The organism is Halomonas sp. 1513 (assembly GCA_001971685.1).
Classification (GTDB): domain Bacteria; phylum Pseudomonadota; class Gammaproteobacteria; order Pseudomonadales; family Halomonadaceae; genus Franzmannia.
Map to the genome: position 1 here is coordinate 3,101,672 of CP019326.1, position 21,355 is coordinate 3,123,026.

The 21,355-nt window shown below is 68.1% G+C and carries 19 protein-coding genes; 11 read left to right on the forward strand and 8 right to left on the reverse strand.

What is annotated here, in order from left to right; genetic code table 11:
* Positions 1 to 147: 147 nt before the first annotated feature.
* On the reverse strand, positions 148 to 2,607 hold the full coding sequence (locus BWR19_14090) for a hypothetical protein (GenBank protein APX93972.1): 2,460 nt from the start codon (positions 2,605 to 2,607) through the stop codon (positions 148 to 150).
* A 206-nt stretch (positions 2,608 to 2,813) separates the two neighbouring features.
* On the opposite strand from BWR19_14090, the gene gabD reads away from it, so the two are divergent.
* The 4 genes from gabD (at position 2,814) to BWR19_14110 (ending at position 7,771) form a co-directional block, all read left to right on the forward strand.
* Complete coding sequence (gene gabD / locus BWR19_14095; GenBank protein ID APX93973.1) at positions 2,814 to 4,238, forward strand: succinate-semialdehyde dehydrogenase (NADP(+)); 1,425 nt, start codon at positions 2,814 to 2,816, stop codon at positions 4,236 to 4,238.
* Positions 4,239 to 4,272: 34 nt separating this feature from the next.
* Positions 4,273 to 5,571: a 4-aminobutyrate--2-oxoglutarate transaminase gene (locus BWR19_14100; GenBank protein ID APX93974.1), complete on the forward strand. Its 1,299-nt coding sequence runs from the start codon at positions 4,273 to 4,275 to the stop codon at positions 5,569 to 5,571.
* A 112-nt stretch (positions 5,572 to 5,683) separates the two neighbouring features.
* Entirely contained in the window at positions 5,684 to 6,277 is a 594-nt protein-coding gene (locus BWR19_14105) for a hypothetical protein (GenBank protein APX93975.1), read from the forward strand.
* 48 nt (positions 6,278 to 6,325) lie between these two features.
* A complete protein-coding gene (locus BWR19_14110; GenBank protein ID APX95038.1) occupies positions 6,326 to 7,771 on the forward strand; it encodes an amidase in 1,446 nt (481 codons plus the stop codon).
* A gap of 54 nt (positions 7,772 to 7,825) precedes the next feature.
* Here the strand turns inward: BWR19_14110 and BWR19_14115 are convergent, their stop codons facing one another.
* Together BWR19_14115 and BWR19_14120 are read right to left on the reverse strand one after the other, a co-directional pair.
* Positions 7,826 to 8,068, reverse strand: coding sequence for a transglycosylase (locus BWR19_14115; protein APX93976.1), 243 nt, complete (start codon positions 8,066 to 8,068; stop codon positions 7,826 to 7,828).
* Positions 8,069 to 8,126: 58 nt separating this feature from the next.
* Positions 8,127 to 8,669, reverse strand: a complete 543-nt coding sequence (locus tag BWR19_14120; GenBank protein APX93977.1) for a hypothetical protein — start codon at positions 8,667 to 8,669, stop codon at positions 8,127 to 8,129.
* 110 nt (positions 8,670 to 8,779) lie between these two features.
* Between BWR19_14120 and BWR19_14125 the strand changes: the two genes are divergently transcribed.
* The 5 genes from BWR19_14125 (at position 8,780) to BWR19_14145 (ending at position 13,181) form a co-directional block, all read left to right on the forward strand.
* Positions 8,780 to 8,959, forward strand: coding sequence for a hypothetical protein (locus BWR19_14125; GenBank protein ID APX93978.1), 180 nt, complete (start codon positions 8,780 to 8,782; stop codon positions 8,957 to 8,959).
* A gap of 84 nt (positions 8,960 to 9,043) precedes the next feature.
* Positions 9,044 to 10,222 (forward strand): MFS transporter, encoded by a 1,179-nt coding sequence (locus BWR19_14130; protein APX93979.1) that lies wholly within the window; start codon positions 9,044 to 9,046, stop codon positions 10,220 to 10,222.
* 23 nt (positions 10,223 to 10,245) lie between these two features.
* Positions 10,246 to 11,643 carry a hypothetical protein gene (locus BWR19_14135; GenBank protein APX93980.1) on the forward strand — a complete coding sequence of 466 codons (1,398 nt, stop codon included), beginning with the start codon at positions 10,246 to 10,248 and terminating at the stop codon, positions 11,641 to 11,643.
* A complete protein-coding gene (locus BWR19_14140) occupies positions 11,640 to 12,662 on the forward strand; it encodes a TIGR01620 family protein (protein ID APX93981.1) in 1,023 nt (340 codons plus the stop codon). Before BWR19_14135 ends, BWR19_14140 begins: the two co-directional genes overlap by 4 nt.
* 78 nt (positions 12,663 to 12,740) lie before the next feature.
* A complete protein-coding gene (locus BWR19_14145; GenBank protein APX93982.1) occupies positions 12,741 to 13,181 on the forward strand; it encodes a universal stress protein in 441 nt (146 codons plus the stop codon).
* A gap of 3 nt (positions 13,182 to 13,184) precedes the next feature.
* Here BWR19_14145 and BWR19_14150 read toward each other — a convergent pair whose 3' ends face one another.
* Positions 13,185 to 13,982: a haloacid dehalogenase gene (locus BWR19_14150; GenBank protein ID APX93983.1), complete on the reverse strand. Its 798-nt coding sequence runs from the start codon at positions 13,980 to 13,982 to the stop codon at positions 13,185 to 13,187.
* A gap of 115 nt (positions 13,983 to 14,097) precedes the next feature.
* Between BWR19_14150 and BWR19_14155 the strand changes: the two genes are divergently transcribed.
* Both BWR19_14155 and BWR19_14160 read left to right on the forward strand, forming a co-directional pair.
* On the forward strand, positions 14,098 to 14,727 hold the full coding sequence (locus BWR19_14155; protein ID APX93984.1) for an epimerase: 630 nt from the start codon (positions 14,098 to 14,100) through the stop codon (positions 14,725 to 14,727).
* 61 nt (positions 14,728 to 14,788) lie between these two features.
* On the forward strand, positions 14,789 to 16,729 hold the full coding sequence (locus BWR19_14160) for an exoribonuclease II (protein APX93985.1): 1,941 nt from the start codon (positions 14,789 to 14,791) through the stop codon (positions 16,727 to 16,729).
* 74 nt (positions 16,730 to 16,803) lie between these two features.
* Here the strand turns inward: BWR19_14160 and BWR19_14165 are convergent, their stop codons facing one another.
* The 4 genes from BWR19_14165 to BWR19_14180 all read right to left on the reverse strand — a co-directional run bounded on the left by BWR19_14165 (position 16,804) and on the right by BWR19_14180 (position 21,211).
* Entirely contained in the window at positions 16,804 to 18,075 is a 1,272-nt protein-coding gene (locus BWR19_14165) for a plasmid partitioning protein (protein ID APX95039.1), read from the reverse strand.
* A gap of 26 nt (positions 18,076 to 18,101) precedes the next feature.
* Positions 18,102 to 18,518, reverse strand: a complete 417-nt coding sequence (locus tag BWR19_14170) for a CopG family transcriptional regulator (GenBank protein APX93986.1) — start codon at positions 18,516 to 18,518, stop codon at positions 18,102 to 18,104.
* Positions 18,519 to 18,697: 179 nt separating this feature from the next.
* Positions 18,698 to 19,564 carry a hypothetical protein gene (locus BWR19_14175; protein ID APX93987.1) on the reverse strand — a complete coding sequence of 289 codons (867 nt, stop codon included), beginning with the start codon at positions 19,562 to 19,564 and terminating at the stop codon, positions 18,698 to 18,700.
* Positions 19,565 to 19,600: 36 nt separating this feature from the next.
* Positions 19,601 to 21,211: a multidrug DMT transporter permease gene (locus tag BWR19_14180; protein ID APX93988.1), complete on the reverse strand. Its 1,611-nt coding sequence runs from the start codon at positions 21,209 to 21,211 to the stop codon at positions 19,601 to 19,603.
* Positions 21,212 to 21,355 lie beyond the last annotated feature (144 nt).

A 21,355-nucleotide genomic window follows, 5' to 3' on the forward strand; every position in this document is an offset into this window, starting at 1 on the left:
GCCCGACGTACCACGTCCATAGCGGCCTGTCAGCGGTCCGATGCCAAGGGAAAATCAGGCACCTGACAGGAAGCGCCTGTTGACAAAAACCTGTTGAATATAATCCATGTTATGGCGCCTGGCGACAGCCGGGAACGTAACGTTTGGTTAATGAAGGGTGCGCGCATCCCCCGGCAGGGTATCGATATGCATCGGCGCCCAGTGCCGCGGCCGTGCCCCCGGGAAGTCGAGGCTCGCCCAGGCGCCGGCCAGCGGCGGCGCGCCGGTGAGCCAGGCCACCAGTGCCTCGCGGAAGCTGGCCAGGAAATCTGACCGCTCCTCGGTCTCGCCCATGAAGAACGAGAAACCGGCGTAGAGACCGCGGGCGTAGGCCGACCAGCCGGCGTAGTGCTCGGCGGCCAGCCGCGTGGCGCGCTCCAGCACCGCGGCGAAGGCCGCTTCATCGAGCCAGGCCAGCTGACGCGCGGCAATCGCCAGGTCCACCGCCTGGGCGATGTCCCAGGCGGTCATGTCGATATCGTTGCAGCCATCCTCGTTGTCGCGCACCCGCGCCAGCCGCAGCAGGTGATTGCGCTCCTCTTCGCCGCAATCACCGGACTCAAGGGTGGCGATTTCGGACGCCAGGCGGGCGGTGTTGAGGGTATAGGGGGCATAGTTGATCTGGAATTCCTGGCGATCCCCGGAACCGAGCAGGAAATCCAGAAACTCGGCCACGCCCGCGGCGCTGTGCAGGCCGTAGTGGCCGTCGAGCCACTCGCGGATCGCCTCGCACTCCCTGGGGCTCTCGGGTAGCGGCTCGCTCCAGGCGCTGGTGTTGAGCGGCCCGACCAGCGCCAGCGCGGTGAAGCGCGGCAGGCTGGGACGCTCGCCGGGCTCCTGCCAGGCCCCTGGCTTCCAGTCCAGCCAGTGGAAGGGGCTGCCGGGATCGTCGCGGTGCCAGCAGATCTCGTGGCTCAGCAGCGGCCCCTCGCCGTCGGGCAGCACGCTCTCCCAGGCCGACCAGGCGCTCAACAGGCGCCGCGCATCGGGATAGAAGCGACACAGCACGCCGCGCAGCGATTCGGCCTGGTCAGCCAGAGCCGCGGCGTCGAACTCGCCGCTGTCCATCGCCATCTGCAGGTAGAAAGCGTACTTCTCGGCCATGTGAATGGTGGCGGCATGGCGGCTGCAGCCGGCCAGCGCATCGCGCTGGGCCAGCGCCGCGGCCGGCGGCTCACCAAAGGGAGTGCGCGTCCTGGGCAGCGCCGCATGGCTGGCATCGGCGGCCAGCTGGTTGAGATGGTGGGCCTGGGCCGGCAGCCAGTAGCGGCGCAGCCCGTCGGCGCCGTCGTCAGGGAACAGCCCCAGCGTCTCGCGCAGGTAGCCGCGGGCGTCATCGCTGCGGGCCTCGCTCAGCGCTGGCGACACACCCTGGCAATAGAGCAGGTCGGGTTCGCGGATCGAGGCCAGCGCCAGCACCCAGTGACGCGGCTCACGGCGCCAGGCGCGCATCGCTGTGCGGCTGCGCTGGCGCAGCGGCTCCTCGAGCAAGTCGGCCAGCGGCTCGCGCCAGGGACTGACCGCCGACTGCAGCAGCAGCCCCCAGTCGCCGGGCACCTCACCGCAGCGATCGCGCCCGTCGAACAGGCTGCGTCCGCGCTGGTAGGCGTTGACCAGCGCCATCCAGTCGCTGTAGCGCCGCGCCAGCAGATCCAGGGCATGGCCGGCGAAATCCTCGGCCTCCTCCTGGCTGAGCCACTCCAGGCACCAGCCGGCATGCGCCAGCTCGACCATCCGCAGCCAGTCCCAGGCCGCCCACTCCAACGGCTCGCCGCGGGCCACGAAGGTCAGTAGCATATGGCCGTAGGGCTCGGCACCCTGCAGCCCGGCCAGCCACGCCTGGCGCTGCTCGGCGTCCTGCTCGAGCAGGCGGCTGGCGTCGAGGTCCCAGCCGTAGCGGTCGCCCTGCCCGGCCAGCCACAGTATCAGGCGGATCAGCCCGTCACGCTCATGCACCTGCCACACCTCACCCAGCCAGCCGGCCACATCGGGCCAGTCGAGGCCGGGGCTCGGCGGCAGCGCCAGGGTCGGCGCGAAGGCCGCACGCAGGCGCCACACCGACTCCCGCGGGGCGCTCGGCCAGAGCGGGGCCGGCGCCTCGCGCCGCGCCAGGCGCGCAGCGAGCATCTCCCAGGTCACGCCGTCACCGTCCTGCTCGAGGCGCGCCAGCGCCTCACAGGCTTCATAGAAGCCGTCGTCGCCGCGCACCCAGCCCTCGCCACTGCGGATGGCAAGCAGCGCCTTGAGCCACTCGCCGAGATCACGGTAGTGGGCGCAGATATCGTCGGCCAGGCGCCTGACCCAGGCCCGCGCCTGCTCGCCGGGCAGCCAGCCCGCTGCCGCCGCCAGCGCCAGCAGCTCCAGGGCATCGAGCTGGCACAGGGCATTGGGCGGGCCCGCAGGGAACGCCTCGAGCAATCGCCAGCCGAGTTCGCTGCGCTCCTCGACCCCGAGGTAGCTCAGCCGCTCGGCGGCCAGCTCCGCCGACACCGCCGTCGGGTCGGGCTCGAAGGCCCAGCCGCACAGCACCAGTTGTTGCGCCCACCAGGCATTCAGGGGATCGACCAAGACTCACCTCTACATCACGAAAGACGGCAACGCATAAATCGGCGCCCAGTGTAGCCGAAAGCGTACAGGCCGCCGATGGTTGACGGCCAAACAGGGCAATATGGCCGCCGAATCGTTTTATATATTGCACACTACGTCAATTATGATAACAATCAGCCCATCGACCCTGAGGAGGCAGCATGCCCATACACACAATCCCCGATCTGATGATCGACAAGGCGTTCATTGCCGGCGCCTGGCGCGACGCCGAGCGGCGCTTCGCGGTGACCAACCCGGTCAGTGGCGACGTGCTCGCCGAAGTGCCCGACCTCGACGCCGACGCCGCGCGCGACGCCGTGGCCGCCGCCGAGGCGGCCTGGCCGGCGTGGCGCAAGACCCCGGCCAAGCAGCGCAGCGCGCTGCTGCGCGCCTGGTTCGAGGCGATCATGGCCCACCAGGAAGACCTGGCACGCTTGATGACCCTGGAGCAGGGCAAGCCGCTCGCCGAATCCCGCGGCGAGGTTGCCTACGGCGCCAGCTTCATCGAGTTCTACGCCGAGCAGGCCAAGCGCATGGCCGGCGAGACGCTGCCCAGCCACGGCGCCGACAAGCGCCTGCTGGTGCTGCGCGAACCGGTCGGCGTGGTCGCCGCCATCACTCCGTGGAACTTCCCGCTGGCGATGATCACCCGCAAGTGCGCCCCGGCGCTGGCCGCCGGCTGCCCGGTGGTGATCAAGCCCGCCGAGGCCACCCCGCTGACCGCCCTGGCCCTGGCGCGCCTCGCCGAGCAGGTCGGCTTTCCCGCCGGCCTGCTCAACGTGGTCACCGCCGAGAAGCCGGCGGCCATTGGCGAGGTGCTGACCAGCGACCCGCGGGTGCGCAAGGTCTCCTTCACCGGCTCGACGCCGGTGGGTAAGAAGCTGCTGGCGCAGTGCGCCGGCACGGTCAAGAAGGTCTCCATGGAACTGGGCGGCAACGCGCCGTTCATCGTCTTCGACGACGCCGACCTCGACGCCGCGGTGGAGGGCGCCATCGCCTCCAAGTTCCGCAACGCCGGTCAGACCTGCGTCTGCACCAACCGCTTCCTGGTTCAGGACGGCGTCTATGATGCCTTCCTCGAGAAACTCGCCGCCCGCGTCGCCGAGCTCGAGGTCGGCGACGGCCTCGATGAGGGCGTGACGCAGGGGCCGCTGATCAATGCCGCGGCGGTGGACAAGGTCCAGTCGCATATCCACGACGCCCTGGAGAAAGGCGCGCGGCTGGTATGCGGCGGCGAACCGCATGTCCTGGGCGGCAACTTCTTCCAGCCCACCGTGGTCGCCGACGTTACCGCCGAGATGCGCGTGGCCCGCGAGGAGACCTTCGGCCCGCTGGCCCCGGTGTTCCGTTTCGACACCGACGAACAGGCCATCGCCATGGCCAACGCTACCGAGTTCGGCCTCGCCGCCTACTTCTATGCCCGCGACTATCGGCGCATCTGGCATGTCATGGAAGGCCTCGAGTATGGCATGGTAGCAGTCAATGAAGGTCTGCTTTCCACCGAACTTGCGCCGTTTGGCGGCGTCAAGGAATCGGGCCTGGGCCGTGAAGGGTCGCACCACGGCCTGGATGACTTCACTGAGCTAAAGTATGTGTGTATCGGCGGCCTGTGAGCGCCCCCCTACCAACGATCCAAGGAGTGACACGATGACTAATGCAGAGCTCAACGACCTCAAGCAGCGCTATGTGGCCAACGGCGCCGCCAGCCCCGCCACGGCCTTCGCCGACCGCGCCGAGAACGCCCAGGTGTGGGACGCCGACGGCAACCGCTTCGTCGACTTCGCCGGCGGCATCGGCGTGCTCAATATCGGCCACCGCCATCCCAAGGTGGTCGCAGCGGTCAAGGCCCAGCTCGACAAGGTGATGCACACCTGCCAGACCGTGATGCCCTACGAGGGCTACGTGAAGGTGGCCGAGAAGCTCAGCCAGATCACCCCGGTGCGCGGCCACGCCAAGGTGATGCTGGCCAACTCCGGCGCCGAGGCGCTGGAAAACGCCGTCAAGGTCGCCCGCGCCGCCACCGGCAAGAACAACGTGATCTGCTTCGACGGCGGCTATCACGGCCGTACCTTCATGACCATGGCCATGAACGGCAAGGTCGCGCCCTACCAGACCGACTTCGGCAGCATGCCCGGCAACGTCTTCCGTGCGCCCTTCCCGGTGCCCTACCACGGTGTCAGCGAAGACGAAGCCCTGCGTGGCTTGAAGATGGCGCTCAAGACCGACGCCAACCCCAAGGACACCGCAGCCATCGTGCTCGAGCCGGTGCTCGGCGAGGGCGGCTTCTATCCGGCGCCGACCAGCTTCCTCAAGGCGATCCGCGAGATCTGCGACGAGCACGGCATCCTGATGATCATCGACGAGGTGCAGTCGGGCTTCGGGCGCACCGGCAAGATGTTCGCCATCGAGCACAGCGGCGTCGAGCCCGATATCATGACCATGGCCAAGAGCATGGCCGACGGCATGCCGATCTCCGCGGTGGTCGGCACCGACAAGGTGATGGACGCTTCTGGCGGCAACTCGCTGGGCGGCACCTATACCGGCAGCCCGGTCTCCTGCGCCGCGACCCTGGCGGTACTCGAGGTCTTCGAGGAGGAGAACATCCTCGCCAAGAGTAACGCCCTGGGCGACAAGCTGGCCAAGCGCTTCGCCACCTGGCAGCAGGACTTCGACTGCATCGACAACGGGCGCAACATGGGCGCCATGGCGGCCTTCGACCTGGTCTCCGACAAGGCCAACCACACCCCGGACGCCGAGCTGGCCGCGGCGCTGTGCAAGAAGGCCCGCGACAACGGCCTGATCCTGCTCTCCTGCGGCATGTACGGCAACACCATCCGCTTCCTGATGCCGGTCACCATCGAGGACGACATCCTCGAAGAGGGCCTTGGCATCCTCGAGTCGTGCCTCAAGGAACTGGTCGGCCAGAAGGCAAGTGCCACCGCCTGAGTCAGCCCCTAGTCGTCACTACCCACCGCCCGGCTGACCGCAGCCGGGCGGTTTTTTTGGTGATATCCTTGCCCTGGCTTTGCACGACACTGCCTGCGCCCAAGGACCTTCGATGTTTCGCACCCTCTCTCTGCTGCGCTCGCTGCACGGCGCCCACCACTCGCTGGCGGACGCCCGCGCCACCGTGCAGCGCGCCTGCGACTACCGCTGGCTGCGCGGGGCCATGGCCGGCTGCCATGTCGCCGAGGCGTCCAAGCCGCTGGCTGACGCCACCCCCTGCGTGGCCCTTACCCAACTGGTCAGCGCGTCGCCGGCGCGGCTGCGCGGCGGCAACTGGCCCGCCGACGCCGAGGCTCGTGAGCGCTGCCGGGTCGAGGGTAGCCACGCCTGCCGCGCCGCCGGAGCACCGGCCTATCGCACCCTCGAGAGCCTCTCCCAGGGCCTGGTTCATGGCGCCATGTCGGTGCTCGAGGATGCCGCCCGGCTCGACTACCTGCTCGAACAGCGGGCGCTATGGCTGACCTGGCGCCGCCCCCAGCGTCTCGAGGGCGCGCTTGCGGCGCTGGCCGCTCGCCGGCTTGGCCAGGCACACCAGGGGGTGTTCGTGCTCGAGCTCAGGGTGCCGGGACGCGACCTTGAGGGCGCCCCCCGCGGCGCCTGGCTCGATCAGCAGCTCGACCGCTACCGCAAGCTGCTGCCCCGCTGACCCCTTGTAGGACACACCGTGACTCTCCTAGGCTGGTAGCCACGCATGATGCGACGCCACCCACACAAGGAGAGACGTGTGAACGACACAGACCTCGGCGTTCTCGACGCCGCCCATCTCGTCGAGCGCTATCGACGCCGCGACTGCTCGCCGCTGGAGGCCACCCGCGCCGCCCTCGAACGGATCGAACGCTTCAATCCTGCCGTCAACGCCTATGTATACGTCGATCACGAGGGTGCCGAGAAAGCCGCCCGAGCCTCGGCGCGGCGCTGGGGCAAGGGCGAGCCGCTGAGCGCCATCGACGGCGTGCCGGTGTCGCTCAAGGACCTCACCGCGGTGGCCGGCATGCCCTCCCGGGACGGCTCGCTGACCACCGATGACGTCCCCCGTGAGCACGACTCGCCGCCGGCCCGAAAGCTGCGCGAGGCCGGGGCGATCCTGCTCGGCAAGACCAATACGCCGGAGTTCGGCTGGAAGGGCGTGACCGACAGTCTCGTCCACGGCGCCACCCGCAACCCCTGGGATACCCGGCTGACCCCGGGCGGCTCCTCCGGCGGCGCGGGCGTCGCCGCGGCGCTGAACATGGGCGTGCTGCACCAGGGCGGCGACTCTGGCGGTTCGATTCGCATTCCCGCCGCTTTCACCGGCACTTTCGGCTTCAAGCCGTCGTTCGGCTGGGTGCCCCAGTGGCCGCCCTCCCAGGAGCCGACACTCTCGCACCTCGGTCCAATCACCCGCACCGTGGGCGATGCGGCCCTGATGCTCAACGTGATCGGCCGCTATGACTACCACGACCCCTACGCCATCCGCGGCCAGCCCGACGACTGGGGCAGCGATATCGGCCAGGGCATCGAAGGGCTGCGCATCGCCTACTCCGCCGACCTCGGCTATGCCAAGGTCGACCCCCAGGTCGCCCAGCGCGTCAGGGAGGCCGCCGACAAGCTCGCGGCACTCGGCGCCGAGATCGTTGAGGTCGACCCCGGTTTCGCCTCACCGCTCTCCACCTTCCAGACCATCTGGTTCACCGCCTCGCTGGACATGTACCAGCAGCTGAGCGCCAGTCAGCGCGAACAGCTCGACCCCGGTCTGGTCTCGAATGCGCTGCGCGCCGAGTCGCTGTCGTCGGTGGATCTGTTCCGCGCCCTCAGCGAGCGCGCACGGCTGACCGAGCGGTTGGAACACTTCAATCGCGACTATCATCTGCTGATGACCCCGGCAGTGGCCGTCGAGCCGTTTGCCATCAACCACGAGGTACCGCCGGGCAGCGGCATGCAGGACTGGGAGGACTGGGCGCCCTTCTCTTACCCCTTCAACCTCAGCCAGCAGCCCGCCGCCTCGGTGCCCTGCGGCTTTACCGACAAGGGGCTGCCGGTGGGCTTCCAACTGGCCGGCGGCAAGTTCGACGACCAGCGTGTGCTGCGCGTCTGCCATGCCTTCATGGAGGCATATCCGCCACGCTTCCCGGCCATGCCCGACCCCATTCAACAGGCCTGAACGCACACCGCCCGGCAGGTGCCGGGCGGTGCTCAGTCGCGTGCCGCGATGTCGTCAGGCGCTGCGCACCTTGGAAATCACCCATAGCAGGACCACCGCACCTACCGTGGCGGTGACCAGCGAGCCAATGAAGCCGCCGGACTGCAGCCCCAGCAGGCTGAACAGGAAACCGCCGATCACTGCCCCGACAATCCCCACGCCGATATTGCCGAGGATGCCAAAGCCGCCGCCGCGCATGATATTACCGGCAATCCAACCCGCCAGACCGCCAATGATCAACCACAGAATCAATCCCATCGTGCTCTCCTTCGTCCATTGAATCGTCTCGCATGCAGCCATCCGCGGCGATAGCACTTCAGAACGATGAGCCAGGCTCATCGAGAAAGGCCAGTTCCTGCGCCGTGGAGTCACGCCCCAGTATGGCATTGCGATGGGGGTAGCGGCCAAACCTGGCGATGACATCGCGGTGGCGATGTTCGAAGCGCAGGTTCTCCTCGAGGCCCGGCTGGTCGAACAGGCGCAGCGCTTCATCGTGCACCTTGAGCGACTCGCTGTGCATATAGGGCATATACAGGAAAGCGCGCCAGGCAACGTCGAGATGGCGATCACGGCGCTGGGCCACCGCCTCCTGCGCCAGTACCAGGGCCATGCCATCGTTGGCGAAGGCTGCCGGGGTGTCGCGATAGACGTTGCGCGAGAACTGGTCGAGCAGGATGATCTCGGCCAGCCGCCCCCGCGCCGAGAGGCGCCACTCCCACAGCTCACCGCGACTCGCCGCCTCGAGCCTGGCGCCAAAGCGCCGCGAGATGCTGGCATCGAGCGCCGCATCCTTGCGAAACCACTGCGCAGGCGTCAGCTCGTCGAACCAGAACGCCAGTATCTCATCTGCATCGTCCATGCCACCTCCCGTCGTTGCCGGCGCGCCGCTGCAGCGCTGCGGTGCAGTTGCTATCATCTGAGCCCGCCGCCCGCCGCGGGTTCCCCCTTAGCCTACGTCAAGGAGTCACGATGGCCACCCAGGAAATGTTGGAAATGTCGCTGTTCGTCTTCAACCTGGTCGGCCTGGTGGTGTGCCTGGTCGGCCTAAGCCTGACCCGGCGGCGGCGCACGCTGGGTTACACCATCGCCGTGCTCGGCTTCCTGATTGCCGCGACTCCCATGCTGGCGCAGCTCGTCGGCAGCCTCTGAGAAAGACCTACAGCCGGGCGACGACGGTTGCCGCCTGCCCCACGCCGCGCGACACTGGTGGCTGACTTGCCATGGATTGCCGTCATGCCCGTTACCGTCACCCTGCTGTCGCTGTGCCAGGCCCTGCTGGTCAGCGGCAATATCCTGCTGATCGCGGTATCGCCGCTGATCGGTGCCAGCCTGGCACCCAGCCCCAACTGGTCCACCGCGCCGGTGGCCACCCAGTGGCTGGGGCTGATGTGCGCCACCATCCCGGCTTCGCTGATCATGGCCAGGCTGGGTCGCAAGCGCGGCTTCGTGCTGGGCAACCTGCTGGGGCTCGCCGGCGTGGCGGTGGCGATACAGGCGCTACGCGGCGAGCAGTTCGCGCTGTTCCTGCTCGCCACCTGGCTGATCGGTATCGGCATCGGCTTCGGTCAGCTGTATCGTTTCGCCGCGGTGGAGGCCGCCCCGGCGCCGCTGCGTGACCGCGCCATCGGCCTGGTGATGGGCGGCGGCGTGCTGGCGGCGTTCTTCGGCCCGTGGCTGGCCCGGGTCAGCCGCGAGGTCGGCGAAGTCCCCTTCCTGGGCAGCTTCGTCGGGCTCGGCGCGCTCTACCTGGTGGCCCTGCTGATCCTCGCCGTCACGCGGCTGCCACCAGCGACCCGCACTCACGGCGAGGGCACGCCACGACCGCTGGGCGAGATCCTGCGCCAGCCGACCTTTATCGTCGCCGTCAGCGCCGCACTGATTGGCTACGGAGTGATGAACCTGGCCATGACCGCCACGCCGCTGGCGATGGCTAGCGTCGGGCACCACTTCGACCACGTTGCCGCGACCATCCAGTGGCACGTAGTGGCGATGTTCCTGCCGTCGTTCTTCACCGGTCATCTGACCGCCCGTTTCGGCGCCAGGCGCATGATCGTCGCCGGCTGCCTGCTGCTGGTGGCCAGCGCCCTGGCCGCGCAGATCGAGACCGGGGTGATGGGCTTTCACCTGGCCCTGGTGCTGCTCGGACTGGGCTGGAACTTCACCTTCCTGCCCGCCACCGGGCTGCTCACCGAGACCTATCGGCCGGTGGAGAAGGCCCGCACCCAGGCCGCCAACGAGTTCCTGGTGTTCTCCACCGTGGCGCTGACCGCGCTACTCGCCGGGCCAATGGTAAGCCAGCTCGGCTGGGCCACCCTCAACGCGCTGCTGATCCCGCTGGCGCTGCTGCCAGTGGCCTTACTGGCCTGGCAGCGACTTGCCAAGGCGCCCACTGGCCCGCACATTAGTGGCTGAATTCACACCACGAGTCGTCTTGCATGCCGCAACCCCTGGCACGCGAACTGGGTAATCTCATCGAACGCGGTCGCGACCGCCAGCTGCGGCTGGCGGTCACCGGCCTGTCGCGGGCCGGCAAGACCGCCTTTCTCACCTCGCTGGTCCATCAGCTGCGCCACGCCGGCCTCGAGGCGCGCCTCGATCTGCTGCCGGCGGCCCGCGACGGCCGCCTGCTCGGCGCCAGCCGGGTCAGCCAGCGCGACCTCGGCGTGCCGCGCTTCCCCTACGACCAGGCACTGGCGGCACTCGACGAAACCCCACCGCGCTGGCCGGCGCCGACCCGCGGCATCAGCGAACTGCGCCTGGTGATTCGCTACCGCCCGGCCAAGCGCGGTTTGCTCGGCGGCGAGAGCCGCGAGCTGACCCTCGACCTGTTCGACTACCCCGGCGAGTGGCTGCTCGACCTGCCGCTGCTCGACCACGACTACCTGAGCTGGAGCGAGTCCCAGGATGCGCGACTGACCCGCGGCCAGGCGCGCCACGCCATGTTCGCCGAGTGGCGCGCCGCGGTGGCCGACCTCGACCCTGCCGCTGACGCCGACGAGGCGCAGCTGGCGGCGATTGCCGAACGCTATGCCGAAGGGCTGCGCGCCGCCCGCGAGGCCGGCTTCGCCGACCTGCAGCCGGGACGCTTCCTGCTCCCGGGCGATCTCGACGGCGCCCCGGTACTGCAGTTCTTCCCGCTGCCGGGGCTCGCCGAGGCCCAGCGCAAGTCCCTCGAGGCACTGCCCGAGGAGAGCGTCTATCGCACCCTGGCGGCACGCTACGCCCACTACCGCCGCCACATCGTCAAACCCTTCTACCAGCAGCATTTTCGGCGCTTCGACCGGCAGGTCGTGCTGGTCGACGTGCTCGGCGCCCTCAACGCCGGCCCCGAACGCTTCGAGGACCTTTCCCGGGCGCTCTCCACGCTGATGCAGAGCTTCGCCTACGGCAAGCGCAGCCTGGTCTCGCGGCTGTTCGCACCGCGCATCGACCGCCTGGCGATCGCCGCCACCAAAGCCGACCACGTCACCCCCGAGCAGCACGGCCACCTGGTCAGCCTGCTCGAAGCGCTGCTGGCCGAGCCGCTCAAGGACCTGCGCTTCGCCGACGTGCCGGTGCGGGCGCTGTCGCTGGCGTCGATCCGCGCCACCCACCCGCGGGAGGTCGAGCAGCGCGGCAAGCGCACCCCGGCGCTGGCCGGCACCACCCTCGACGGTGACGAGGTGCTGCTGTTTCCCGGCGAGGTGCCGCCGCGGCTGCCGGACGCCGGCTTCTGGGCCCGTCAGGGGTTCGACTTCCACGCCTTCCGGCCGCTGCCTCGCGACGCCGGCGCCCTGCCCCATATCCGCCTCGACGCGGCCCTCGACTGGCTGATCGGAGACAAGCTGCAATGAACGATCCCCGCCCCGGCCAGCGCTTCGCACTCGATGATCCACCCGCTGCGCCCGGCGATCCGCGCCCGGCCCAGGCCTTCGACCCGGCCACCGAGAGCCGCGACTGGCAGCCCGAGGCCGAGCCCCAGGCCCCCGGCGAAGCGGCACTGGTGGCGAGCCTGGCGCGCCCGCGCAGGCGCCGCTGGGGCCTGCTGACGCTGCTCGGCGGTGCCCTCGGCCTGGGCGCCGTGGAAGCAGGCTCGACGCTGTATGCGGCGAGCCTCGGCGGCGACTGGCTGGCCGGCGCCTGGAGCGTGCTGCTGATGCTGGCGCTGGGGCTGGGTGGCCGCGCCCTGCTGCGCGAGCTGTGGCGACTGCGGCGGCTGCGCCGTCACGGCCGCCTGCGCGAGGCGCTGGCCGGCCTCGACCAGGCCAGCCCGCGTGAGGCACTGGCGCTGGCGCAGCGGCTGCGCGAGCAGCTCGGCCTGGATGCCGACCACCCCCACTGGCAGGGCTTCGTCACAGCCCATCAGCCCCACCACGACGGCGGCGAGACCCGCGCGCTGCTGGCCCACCACCTGCTCGCGCCCCGCGACCGCGAGGCGCGCCGGCTGATCTCGCGGATGTCCGGCGACACCGCGGTGCTGGTGGCGGTCAGCCCGCTGACGCTGGTCGACATGGCACTGGTGGCGTGGCGCAACCTGGCGCTGATCGACCGCCTGGCGCGCCTCTACGGGCTCGAACTCGGCTACGCCAGCCGCCTGCGGCTGTTTCGCGCGGTGCTCTACAACATGGCCTTCGCCGGCGCCAGCGAGATTGCCTCCGAGGCGAGCATGGAGATCCTCTCGATGAACCTCGCCGGACGCCTCTCGACCCGCGCCGGTCAGGGACTCGGCGTGGGCCTGCTCAGTGCCCGCCTGGGGCTGCGTACCGCCCGGCTGACGCGCCCGCTGGCCTTCGCCGACGACGAGGCACCGCGCATGAAGGACCTGCGCGGTGAGGTGTGGCAGCGGCTGCGCCGCCTCGAGGAAGAGCGCTGAGACTTGCTTGACCGGGATCAATGCAGCGCCGCTGTGATCGGCTAGGCTGAGGGGGAAACATCCCTGACGGAGACAGCCATGTTCAAATCAGTACTCATCGCCGTGGACGGCTCAGAGCACGCCAAGAAAGCCCTCGAGGTCGCCTGCCAGCTGGTCAGCAAGGAGGATGCGACCCTGCATATCCTGCACATCCCCGAGGCGCTGACCCATGAGACCACGCTAGTATGGGGGATCGGCGCCATCGCCATCGAGTCCTCCCGCGAGGTGCTCGAGGAGGCCGGCAAGTCGGTCATCGACCGCGCCAGCGAGGCGGCCCGCAGCATGGGCGCCAGCCACGTCGAGACCCACCTCAGCAAGGGCGACCCGGCGCGCAACATCCTGCGCCACGCCGAAAAGCTCGGCGTCGAGGCCATCGTGATGGGCAGCCGCGGCCTGGGCGACTTCGCCGGGCTGATGATGGGCAGCGTCTCGCACAAGGTGACCAACAGCGCCAAGTGCACGGTGATCAGCGTACGCTAAGGCTCAGAGAGCGAAATAGTCCCGTAGGCGCCTGGCCACGGCGGTATCGGCATGATGGCCGATCAACCTGGCACCGTGGACACGCCCGGCGAGGCCAGGATGGGCATTGGCCATGACATGGGCCTCGCCGGCCACCGCCAGCATCTCGCTGTCGTTGAGGTTGTCGCCGAAGGCCAGACAGGCCTCCGGGGCAACCTCCAGACGCTCGAGCAGTGCCAGAAGCGCCTGACCCTTGTTGACCCCGCCGGCCATCACCTCCAGCGAGTTGGCCATCGAGTAGGTGACGTGCAGCTGCGCGCCAAGTCGCGCGGCGATGTCAGCCTCGAGTTCGGCCAGATGCGCCGGCTCGCCGATATACAGCACCTTGCCCACCCCCTGGCCATCGAGCAGGGCCGGCTCCACCACCCGATAGCCGAAACCGGTATGCGCGTGTAGCGCCAGCAGCGCCGGCGCCGGGGCGTCGATCAGCCACTCGTCGTCTTGATAAAGGTTGAGCCGTACGCTGTCCGGCCGCTCCAGGGCGATCAGCTCGCGGGCGTGCTCCGCCGCCAGGTGGCGGGCATGCAGCAGCCGATCATCGGGGTCGTGCAGGTAGGCGCCGTTGGTGCTGATCAGGTGCACCGGCACCCCGAGCCGCTCGCGGAATGCCAGCATGTCGCGATAGTGGCGCCCCGACGCGAAGGCCAGGTGGTGGCCCCGCTCGGCCAGGGCGCGCAGGGTGGCGACGGTGTCGGGATGAAGGTCGTGGTCGGCGCCCAGCAGGGTACCGTCGAGATCGGAAACGATCAGGTGTGGCGGCATGCAGCGTCCTCAATGGAATCGTGTCACCCCGACTAACGTATAGCCGAACGCCCTGCGACCACAAGCGCCGGGGGCGTATGCTGGGGGTCTCGATAGTTGTGTCACAGGAGACGCCATGAAGACCCTCGTGATCGGCGCCAACGGCCAGATCGGCCGCCAGTTCTGCGAACTCGCCAGCCGCGGCGGCATGTCGCTACGCGCCATGATCCGCCACTCCGACCAGCAGCCGTGGTTTCACGAACGCGGTATCGATACCGTGATCGGCGACCTGGAAGGCGACTTCCACCAGGCCTTCAACGGCTGCGACCAGGTCGTCTTCAGCGCCGGCTCGGGCCCGCATACCGGCCCCGACAAGACGCTGCTGATCGACCTGTATGGCGCGATCCGCGCCGTCGACCTGGCGGTCGAGCGCGGCCTGGAGCGTTTCCTGATGGTCAGCGCGCTGCGTGCCAGCGACCCCATGGCCGCCCCCGCCAAGCTGCGGCCCTATATGGCGGCCAAGTTCGCCGCCGACGCCTACCTGCGCTGCGCGCGCATCCCCCACGTGATCCTCAAGCCCGGCAAGCTCACCGACGCCCCCGCCAGCCGACTGGTGAGTGCCGCCGCCGCGCATGCCGACGGGATCGAGGTCTCGCGCGGCAACGTCGCCTACGCGCTGCTGCACTTGAGCCAGGCGCGCATGCTCAAGAATCGCGAGTTCGACCTGCTCGACGGCGACTCGAGCATTGCCATGGCCCTGCTGTAATTGGCGAGGCCGGCGGGAATCCGTATAGTGGCCCTCTACCCCCGCCAAGCAAAAGTGTCCGATGCTGCAGAATAACGCCCTGCTTGCCCAGCTCAAGCAACAGATTCGCTCTACCACGCCCCGCGTAGAGGGCGTGATCAAGGCCACCGACAAGGGATTCGGCTTCCTCGAGACCGACGACGGCGAGTCCTACTTCGTGCCGCCGCCGGCGATGAAGCAAGTCATCCACGGCGATCGCGTCGCGGCCGTGCTCCACGAGGAGGGCGACAAGCGCTCCGTCGAGCCGGACACCCTCATCGAGCAGGGCCTGACGCGCTTCGTCGCCCGCGTCCAGAAGCGCGAAGGCCGGCTGGCCGTGGTGCCCGACCATCCCTCGATCAAGAATGTCCTCAAGTCGCGGATCAAGAACAGCCTCGACGAGGAGAGCATCGGCGACGGCGACTGGATCGTGGCGCGCCTGGTGCGTCATCCGCTCAAGGAGAACGACCGCGGCTTCTTCGCCCAGATCGACGAACTGGTGGTCAAGGCCGACGACCCGGCAGTGCCGTGGCGCGTGACCCTGGCCCGCCATGCCCTCGAGCAGGCCTCCCCCGAGGCCGGTGACGAGTGGCCGCTGCGCGACGAGGGCCTCGAGCGCGAAGACCTCACCGCCGAGCCGTTCTTCACCATCGACGGCGAGAAGACCCGTGACATGGACGATGCGCTGCGCGTCGAGCCCCGCGACGGCGGCGGCTGGCGGCTCAGCGTGGCCATCGCCGACCCCACCGCCTACGTCGACGAGCAGCACGCCGCCGACCTCGAGGCGCGCACCCGGGCCTTCACCGTCTATCTGCCGGGTCAGAACGTCACCATGCTGCCGGAAGTGCTGGCCGACGACCTGTGCTCGCTGTGGGAAGGCCGCGAGCGGCCGGTGCTGGCCTGCCAGCTCGAGGTCAATGCCGACGGCAGCCTCGGCGACTATCGCTTCTTCGCCGCCACCGCCACGTCGCATGCCAAGCTGGCCTATGACCGGGTCTCCGACTGGCTGGAAGGCCAGGGCGAATGGGCCCCCGACGCGGCGATCGCCCCCCAGCTCGAGGCGCTACGCGACCTGACCGAGGCGCGCAGCGCCTGGCGCGCCGAGCATGCGCTGGTGTTCAAGGATCGACCCGACTACGAGTTCGACCTCGACGAGGCCGGCAACGTGCTCGGCATCCGCACCGAGCAGCGGCGCATCGCCAATCGCATGATCGAAGAGTCGATGATCGCCGCCAACGCCTGCTGTGCCGACCTGCTCGCCGACAAGGTCGGCCACGGCATCTTCAACGTGCACCGCGCCTTCGATCCGGACAAGGCCGAGGCCGCTCACGAGTTCCTCAGCGCCCAGCAGATCGAAGTCGAGCGCGAGGCGCTCACCGAGCTGCCGCGCTACCGTGAGCTCAAGCGCGCGCTGGAGAGCCGCGAGGACGCCTGGCTGGACATCCGCCTGAGGCGTTTCCAGGGCTTCACCAGCATGTCGGCGCTGCCCGGACCGCACTTCGGCCTGGGCCTGGCCGCCTACGCCACCTGGACCTCGCCGATCCGCAAGTATGGCGATATGGTCAACCACCGCCTGATCAAGCAGGTCCTCAAGGGCGAGAGCGCCTCGGCGGAGGCCAGCCAGCAGCTCACCGAGCAGCTCACCGAGCGGCGCCGTCTCAATCGCATGGCCGAGCGCGACGTCAAGGACTGGCTCTATGTGCGCTTCCTGACACCCGCCGCCAAGGCCCAGGACGCCTTCGAGGCGGAGATCATGGCCATCAACCGCGGCGGCATGCGCGTGCGCCTGATCGCCAACGGTGCCACCGCCTTCGTGCCCGCGCCGATGATGCACAGCGACCGCGACAAGGTCGTTATCGACGACAAGGAGGGCCGCATTCAGGTGGAAGGCGAAGAGCGCTACAAGCTCGGCGATGCGATTCGCGTGGCGCTGGTCGAGGCCCGCGAGGAGACTCGCTCGCTGGTGGCCCGCCCGGCGACCTGAGGCCGCCAACACCACAACGCCTCGACCAACGTCGAGGCGTTTTTGTTAGTGATGCCTTCATCGGCGCGCGCCCCTCAGGTCGCGCTGCGGCCTGCCTGATCTACGGACAGCGCATGAGACTGGAAGAAACGCAGCATTTCCTGGGTCGCATCGGGTCCTTTGGCATCCGTATGCGATCCGCGTGCATCGCCCCCTGACCAGGCATGGCCGGCCCCGTGGATGACCCACTGCTCGAGGCACAGCTGGCCATGCGCATCATGATGGAGAGTCTTGGTGTAGGCGTGGCCATTGGCGACCTGCCCCCGCTCCAGCGAGGTTCCGGCCCCTCGTGAGACGGCGTACTGTGCGGCAACGCGATCGGCATTGCTGGGATGCACCGTGGTGTCACGATCGCCGTGAAATACCACGGCAGGCACCGTCGATGCCCAGGTGGAGGCGCCGGCCGATGAGGCGGCAGCCATGGGGCGTCCACCCTGCATCGCCGCCAAGGCATCGGGGAGGCTCTGGGCGACCGCGTGAGGCAGCCCCGAGTGCACGCCCACCGCCGCATAGAGGTCCGGATAGGTCATCGCCAGTGTGGTTGCCATGGCGCCACCCGCGGATAGGCCTGCGACATAGACTCGGCTGGCATCGAGCGCGTGGGTGTCGATGATCTGGCGGGTCATGCCGGCGAGGATCGCCGGCTCACCGCCGCCGCGCTGCTGGTCTTCGGCCTTGAACCAGTTCCAGCATTTGGAGCTGTTGGCGGTCATCGGCTGAGCAGGATAGAGCACGCAGAACTGCTGCTCTTCGGCCAGCCGGTTCATGCGGGTCCCAGCGGCGAAGTCATCCGGGTCCTGGGTGCAGCCATGCAGCATGACGACCAGCGGCAGTGCCTGGCCGTGATAGCCACCGGGCAGATACAGCTTGTATTCACGCGTGCCGGCAGGGTGGCTAAAGCGACCGGCGGTGAACGCGCCGGGCTGCGCTATCTCGCTGGTGCTCAGCTCGGACCGGGCCATGGATTCACGCATCTGGCGCCACGTGTCGCGCCATGCCGAAGGCATCCCGCCACCAGCGGTCCCCGCCGTGGCCTGTCGGGCATGGCCAAACGCCGTGAACGGCGCCGCGCCCGCTGACGGCTCAGCGGTCGAGTGTCCCTCGGCAGACGCCGACGACACTTCCTCGTCAACGACTTCGCAGGTCCCGGTGAAGGTATTGCCTGCGGAGTAGGACGCATCCGGCGCGTGTTCGCTGCTGCCCGTACTCTTCCCGTCAGGCATGGCGCCCTGCAGGATAGCCATGGCCTCGTGCAGCTGCCCGGCGCGGGTGAGCCGCGTCGCTTCTTGCATTCGCTGTGCGTCGATCATCTTCGATGTCCCTATTCGGTGCGTCAGTGGATTCGATCCGCCAGGGCCGTCTTGACCGCCTTGCTGGCATGCAGGGCTCCCAGCACGACCACCGATTCGATGGTGGCGCGGGCAAGCTCCGCTGATACGTCGTCGGCAATGCTGGCCATTCCCAGCACCTGAATCTGCAACATCTCTCCCGCTGCCTGCAGCGCCTCCAGGTCGCTGCGGCTGTAATGCTCGAGCCCCAACACGAAGGCCTTGCGCGTCACGGTGTCCCTGACCACTTCGGCATGGGTCGCCAGCTGGTTGCGGATAGCGGTACGGATCAGGTCGGTGCGATTGGAGTAGAAGCCTTCCTGGACCAGCAGGTCGATCTGCCCCAGGTCGACGACCCCCAGGTTGATGGTGATCTTCTCGCTCGAGTCGCCGCCCTTGCGGCGAAGTTCGTGCACGCTCATGTGCGTTACCTCGTTATCCATACAGCAGGCTCCGCGCCCACCATCCAAATGGAAGCTAATGGGAATCCATATACCATCTGTACGGATGGTATAATAGACCTTCTCGGCAGCTAGTCAACGCTCGGACAAAAAAAAGCCCGCCGATGGCAGGCCTCTCTACGCGGTGTCAGCAGGATGCTTTACAGGCCGCGCTGACGCTTCTCCTGCGCCCAGTCGATGGCGGGGCCGCGCATGCCGTGGCCGCCGCGATAGGGGGCATACTGCGGCGGCTGCCAACCGTTGAGCAAAGCCGGATCGAGGCGATACACCTCGACACCGATGGGCTGGCAGGTGCTCAGCGGGTCCTTGGCGTTGGGGCCCCACAGATCCACCGATAGATCGCCGCCGGGGCAGCACGACAGCGCGCAGAGCAGGTCGATCTCGGCGAAGAACTCGATATAGTCGCCTTCGCGTGCCGGGCAGGCCTTCATGAAGTACTGGTCGTCCTCGTTGAGGCCGGTGCACTGGAAGACGTTGAGCACGTCGTGGACGTCGAACTCGGTGAGCCCGAAAGGCGCCACCGCGCGCACCAGATTCGAATGGCAGTGGTGGTCGAAGTCCTCGCCGGTGAGCAGCTTGTTGACGTAGGGGTCGCAGCGCGTGCCGAGCAGGTCGTGGACCCGGCCACCGTCGTCATCGACGCCGTAGCCCTCCAGCGTATCGGCGATGATGGTGGCCATCGGCCGCAGGTAGGGCAGCGTCGACCACAGCCGGTCGAAGGTCGAAACGTGGGCGCGCTGCAGCTGACGCGTCCGCGAGGCCCAGAAGCGCTCGCGGGGGTTGTGCAGGCTCCAGAGATTGAAGTCGCCGACCTGGGGGCCATGCAGCGTCGACAGGCGCAGCACGTGTCCGGCCGGCACCGTCCAGGCCAGTCCGTCGCGCAGCGGCACCACGTGCTGTGCGATGCGCTCACGGTCGGCGGGATCACATAGCCGCGAGTAGAAATCGCGATCCACGTCGAGTACCGACCCCTTGCTTGCCTGATAGGCGGCAGACACCTTGGCCATGCATTTCTCCTCGTCATGTCACTGCCGGCGGCAGCGCTACATCTGGTCCGGGCGCGGCGGCGTGCCGATCCTGGGCTGGCTGATATCCTCGGAGGATAGCCCGCGGAACAGCGCGAAGATCATGGCAAACACCATGATGAAGATCGGCAGTCCGATCACCGTGATCACCTGCTGCAGCGCCTCGAGGCCCGCTTCGCCGGCGAGCACGATCAGCATCGCCGCCACGACGCCCTCGGACACCCCCCAGAACACGCGCTGGCGCACCGGCCCCTGGCCGGCATCACCGGTGCACAGCATGTCGACCACCAGCGACGCCGAGTCCGATGAGGTGGCAAAGAAGATCGCCACGATCACCACCGCCAGTCCCTGGATCAGCGTGGTGGCCGGAAAGTGCTCGAAGAAGGCGAACATCGCCAGCGGCACGCTCTCGGCCACCGCCGCCGACATCACCCCCGCCTGGTCGCCCAGCGCCTCGCGGGCGGCACTGCCGATACCGTCGATCTCCATCGCCGACCAGCCGAAGATGGCGAACCACACCAGGGTGAACAGCGACGGCGCGAACAGCACGCCGAGCACGAACTCGCGAATGGTGCGGCCCTTGGATATACGCGCCACGAAGATGCCGATGAACGGCGACCATGTCACCGTCCAGGCCCAGTAGAACACCGTCCAGTTGCCCTGCCAGCCCCAGCTGCCGCCCTCGCGGGTGTACTGGGCCAGGGTGTCATTCCAGAACGCCATGGGCACGATATTGGACACGTAGATACCCAGCGTCTCGACGATCCCGCGCAGCAGGAACACCGTGGAGCCGGTGAGCAGCACGAACAGCATCAGGCCGGTGGCCATGCCGATATTGATGTTGGAAAGGATCTTCACGCCCTTGTCGAGCCCGGCGACGATCGAGCCCACGGCCACCGCGGTCAATACGATGATGATCAGAACCTTGACCGTGACGCTATCCGGCACGCCCATCAGCTCCGACAGGCCGGCGTTGATCTGCGAGGTGCCCAGGCCGATCGACACCGCCACCCCGAACAGGGTGCCGAGCACCGCGAAGACGTCGATGGTCTTGCCCAGCGGCCCATAGACCCGCTCCTTGAGCAGCGGGTAGAACACCGAGCTGACCCGCATCGGCAGGCCGTGGCGATGGATGAAGTAGGCAAAGGCCAGCCCCGGCAGGGTGAAGATGGTCCAGGTATGCAGGCCCAGGTGATAGAGCGAGAAGCCGATCGCCTCCTGGGAGGCCGCCACCGAGTGTGGCTCGATGTCGCCGTGGGGCGGATTGGAAAAGTGAAAGATCGGCTCGGCCACGCCCCAGAACATCAACACGGTGCCGATACCGCCGGCAAACAGCATGGAGAACCAGGAGACGTTGCCATACTCAGGCCTTTCATCCTCGCGGCCTAGGCGTATCTGGCCATAGCGGCTCATCGCCACCCACAGCAGAAACAGCAGCCAGGCGTTCACCCCCATGATGAAGAACCAGCCGAGGTTGGTGACCACCCACTCGCGGCCGCTGGCAAACACATCTCGGATGGTTTCCGGGGCGATCAGCAGCGCCAGCAGAAAGAGCACCATCAATCCTGCCGAGGTGAAGAAGATGGTCGGTTCGGTGCGCAGCCCGAGTCGCTTGGCTAGCTTATCCATAGTGGCCCCTGCTCCTGGTGGCGGAATGTCGCGCATCCCGGTGGCATTCGCTTCTCAGCCTAGCAGCTAGCGATGGTCACACCGCTCAGCGACACCGCAGGTCATTCAACGCCCACGAAAAAAGGCACCCGAAGGTGCCTTTTA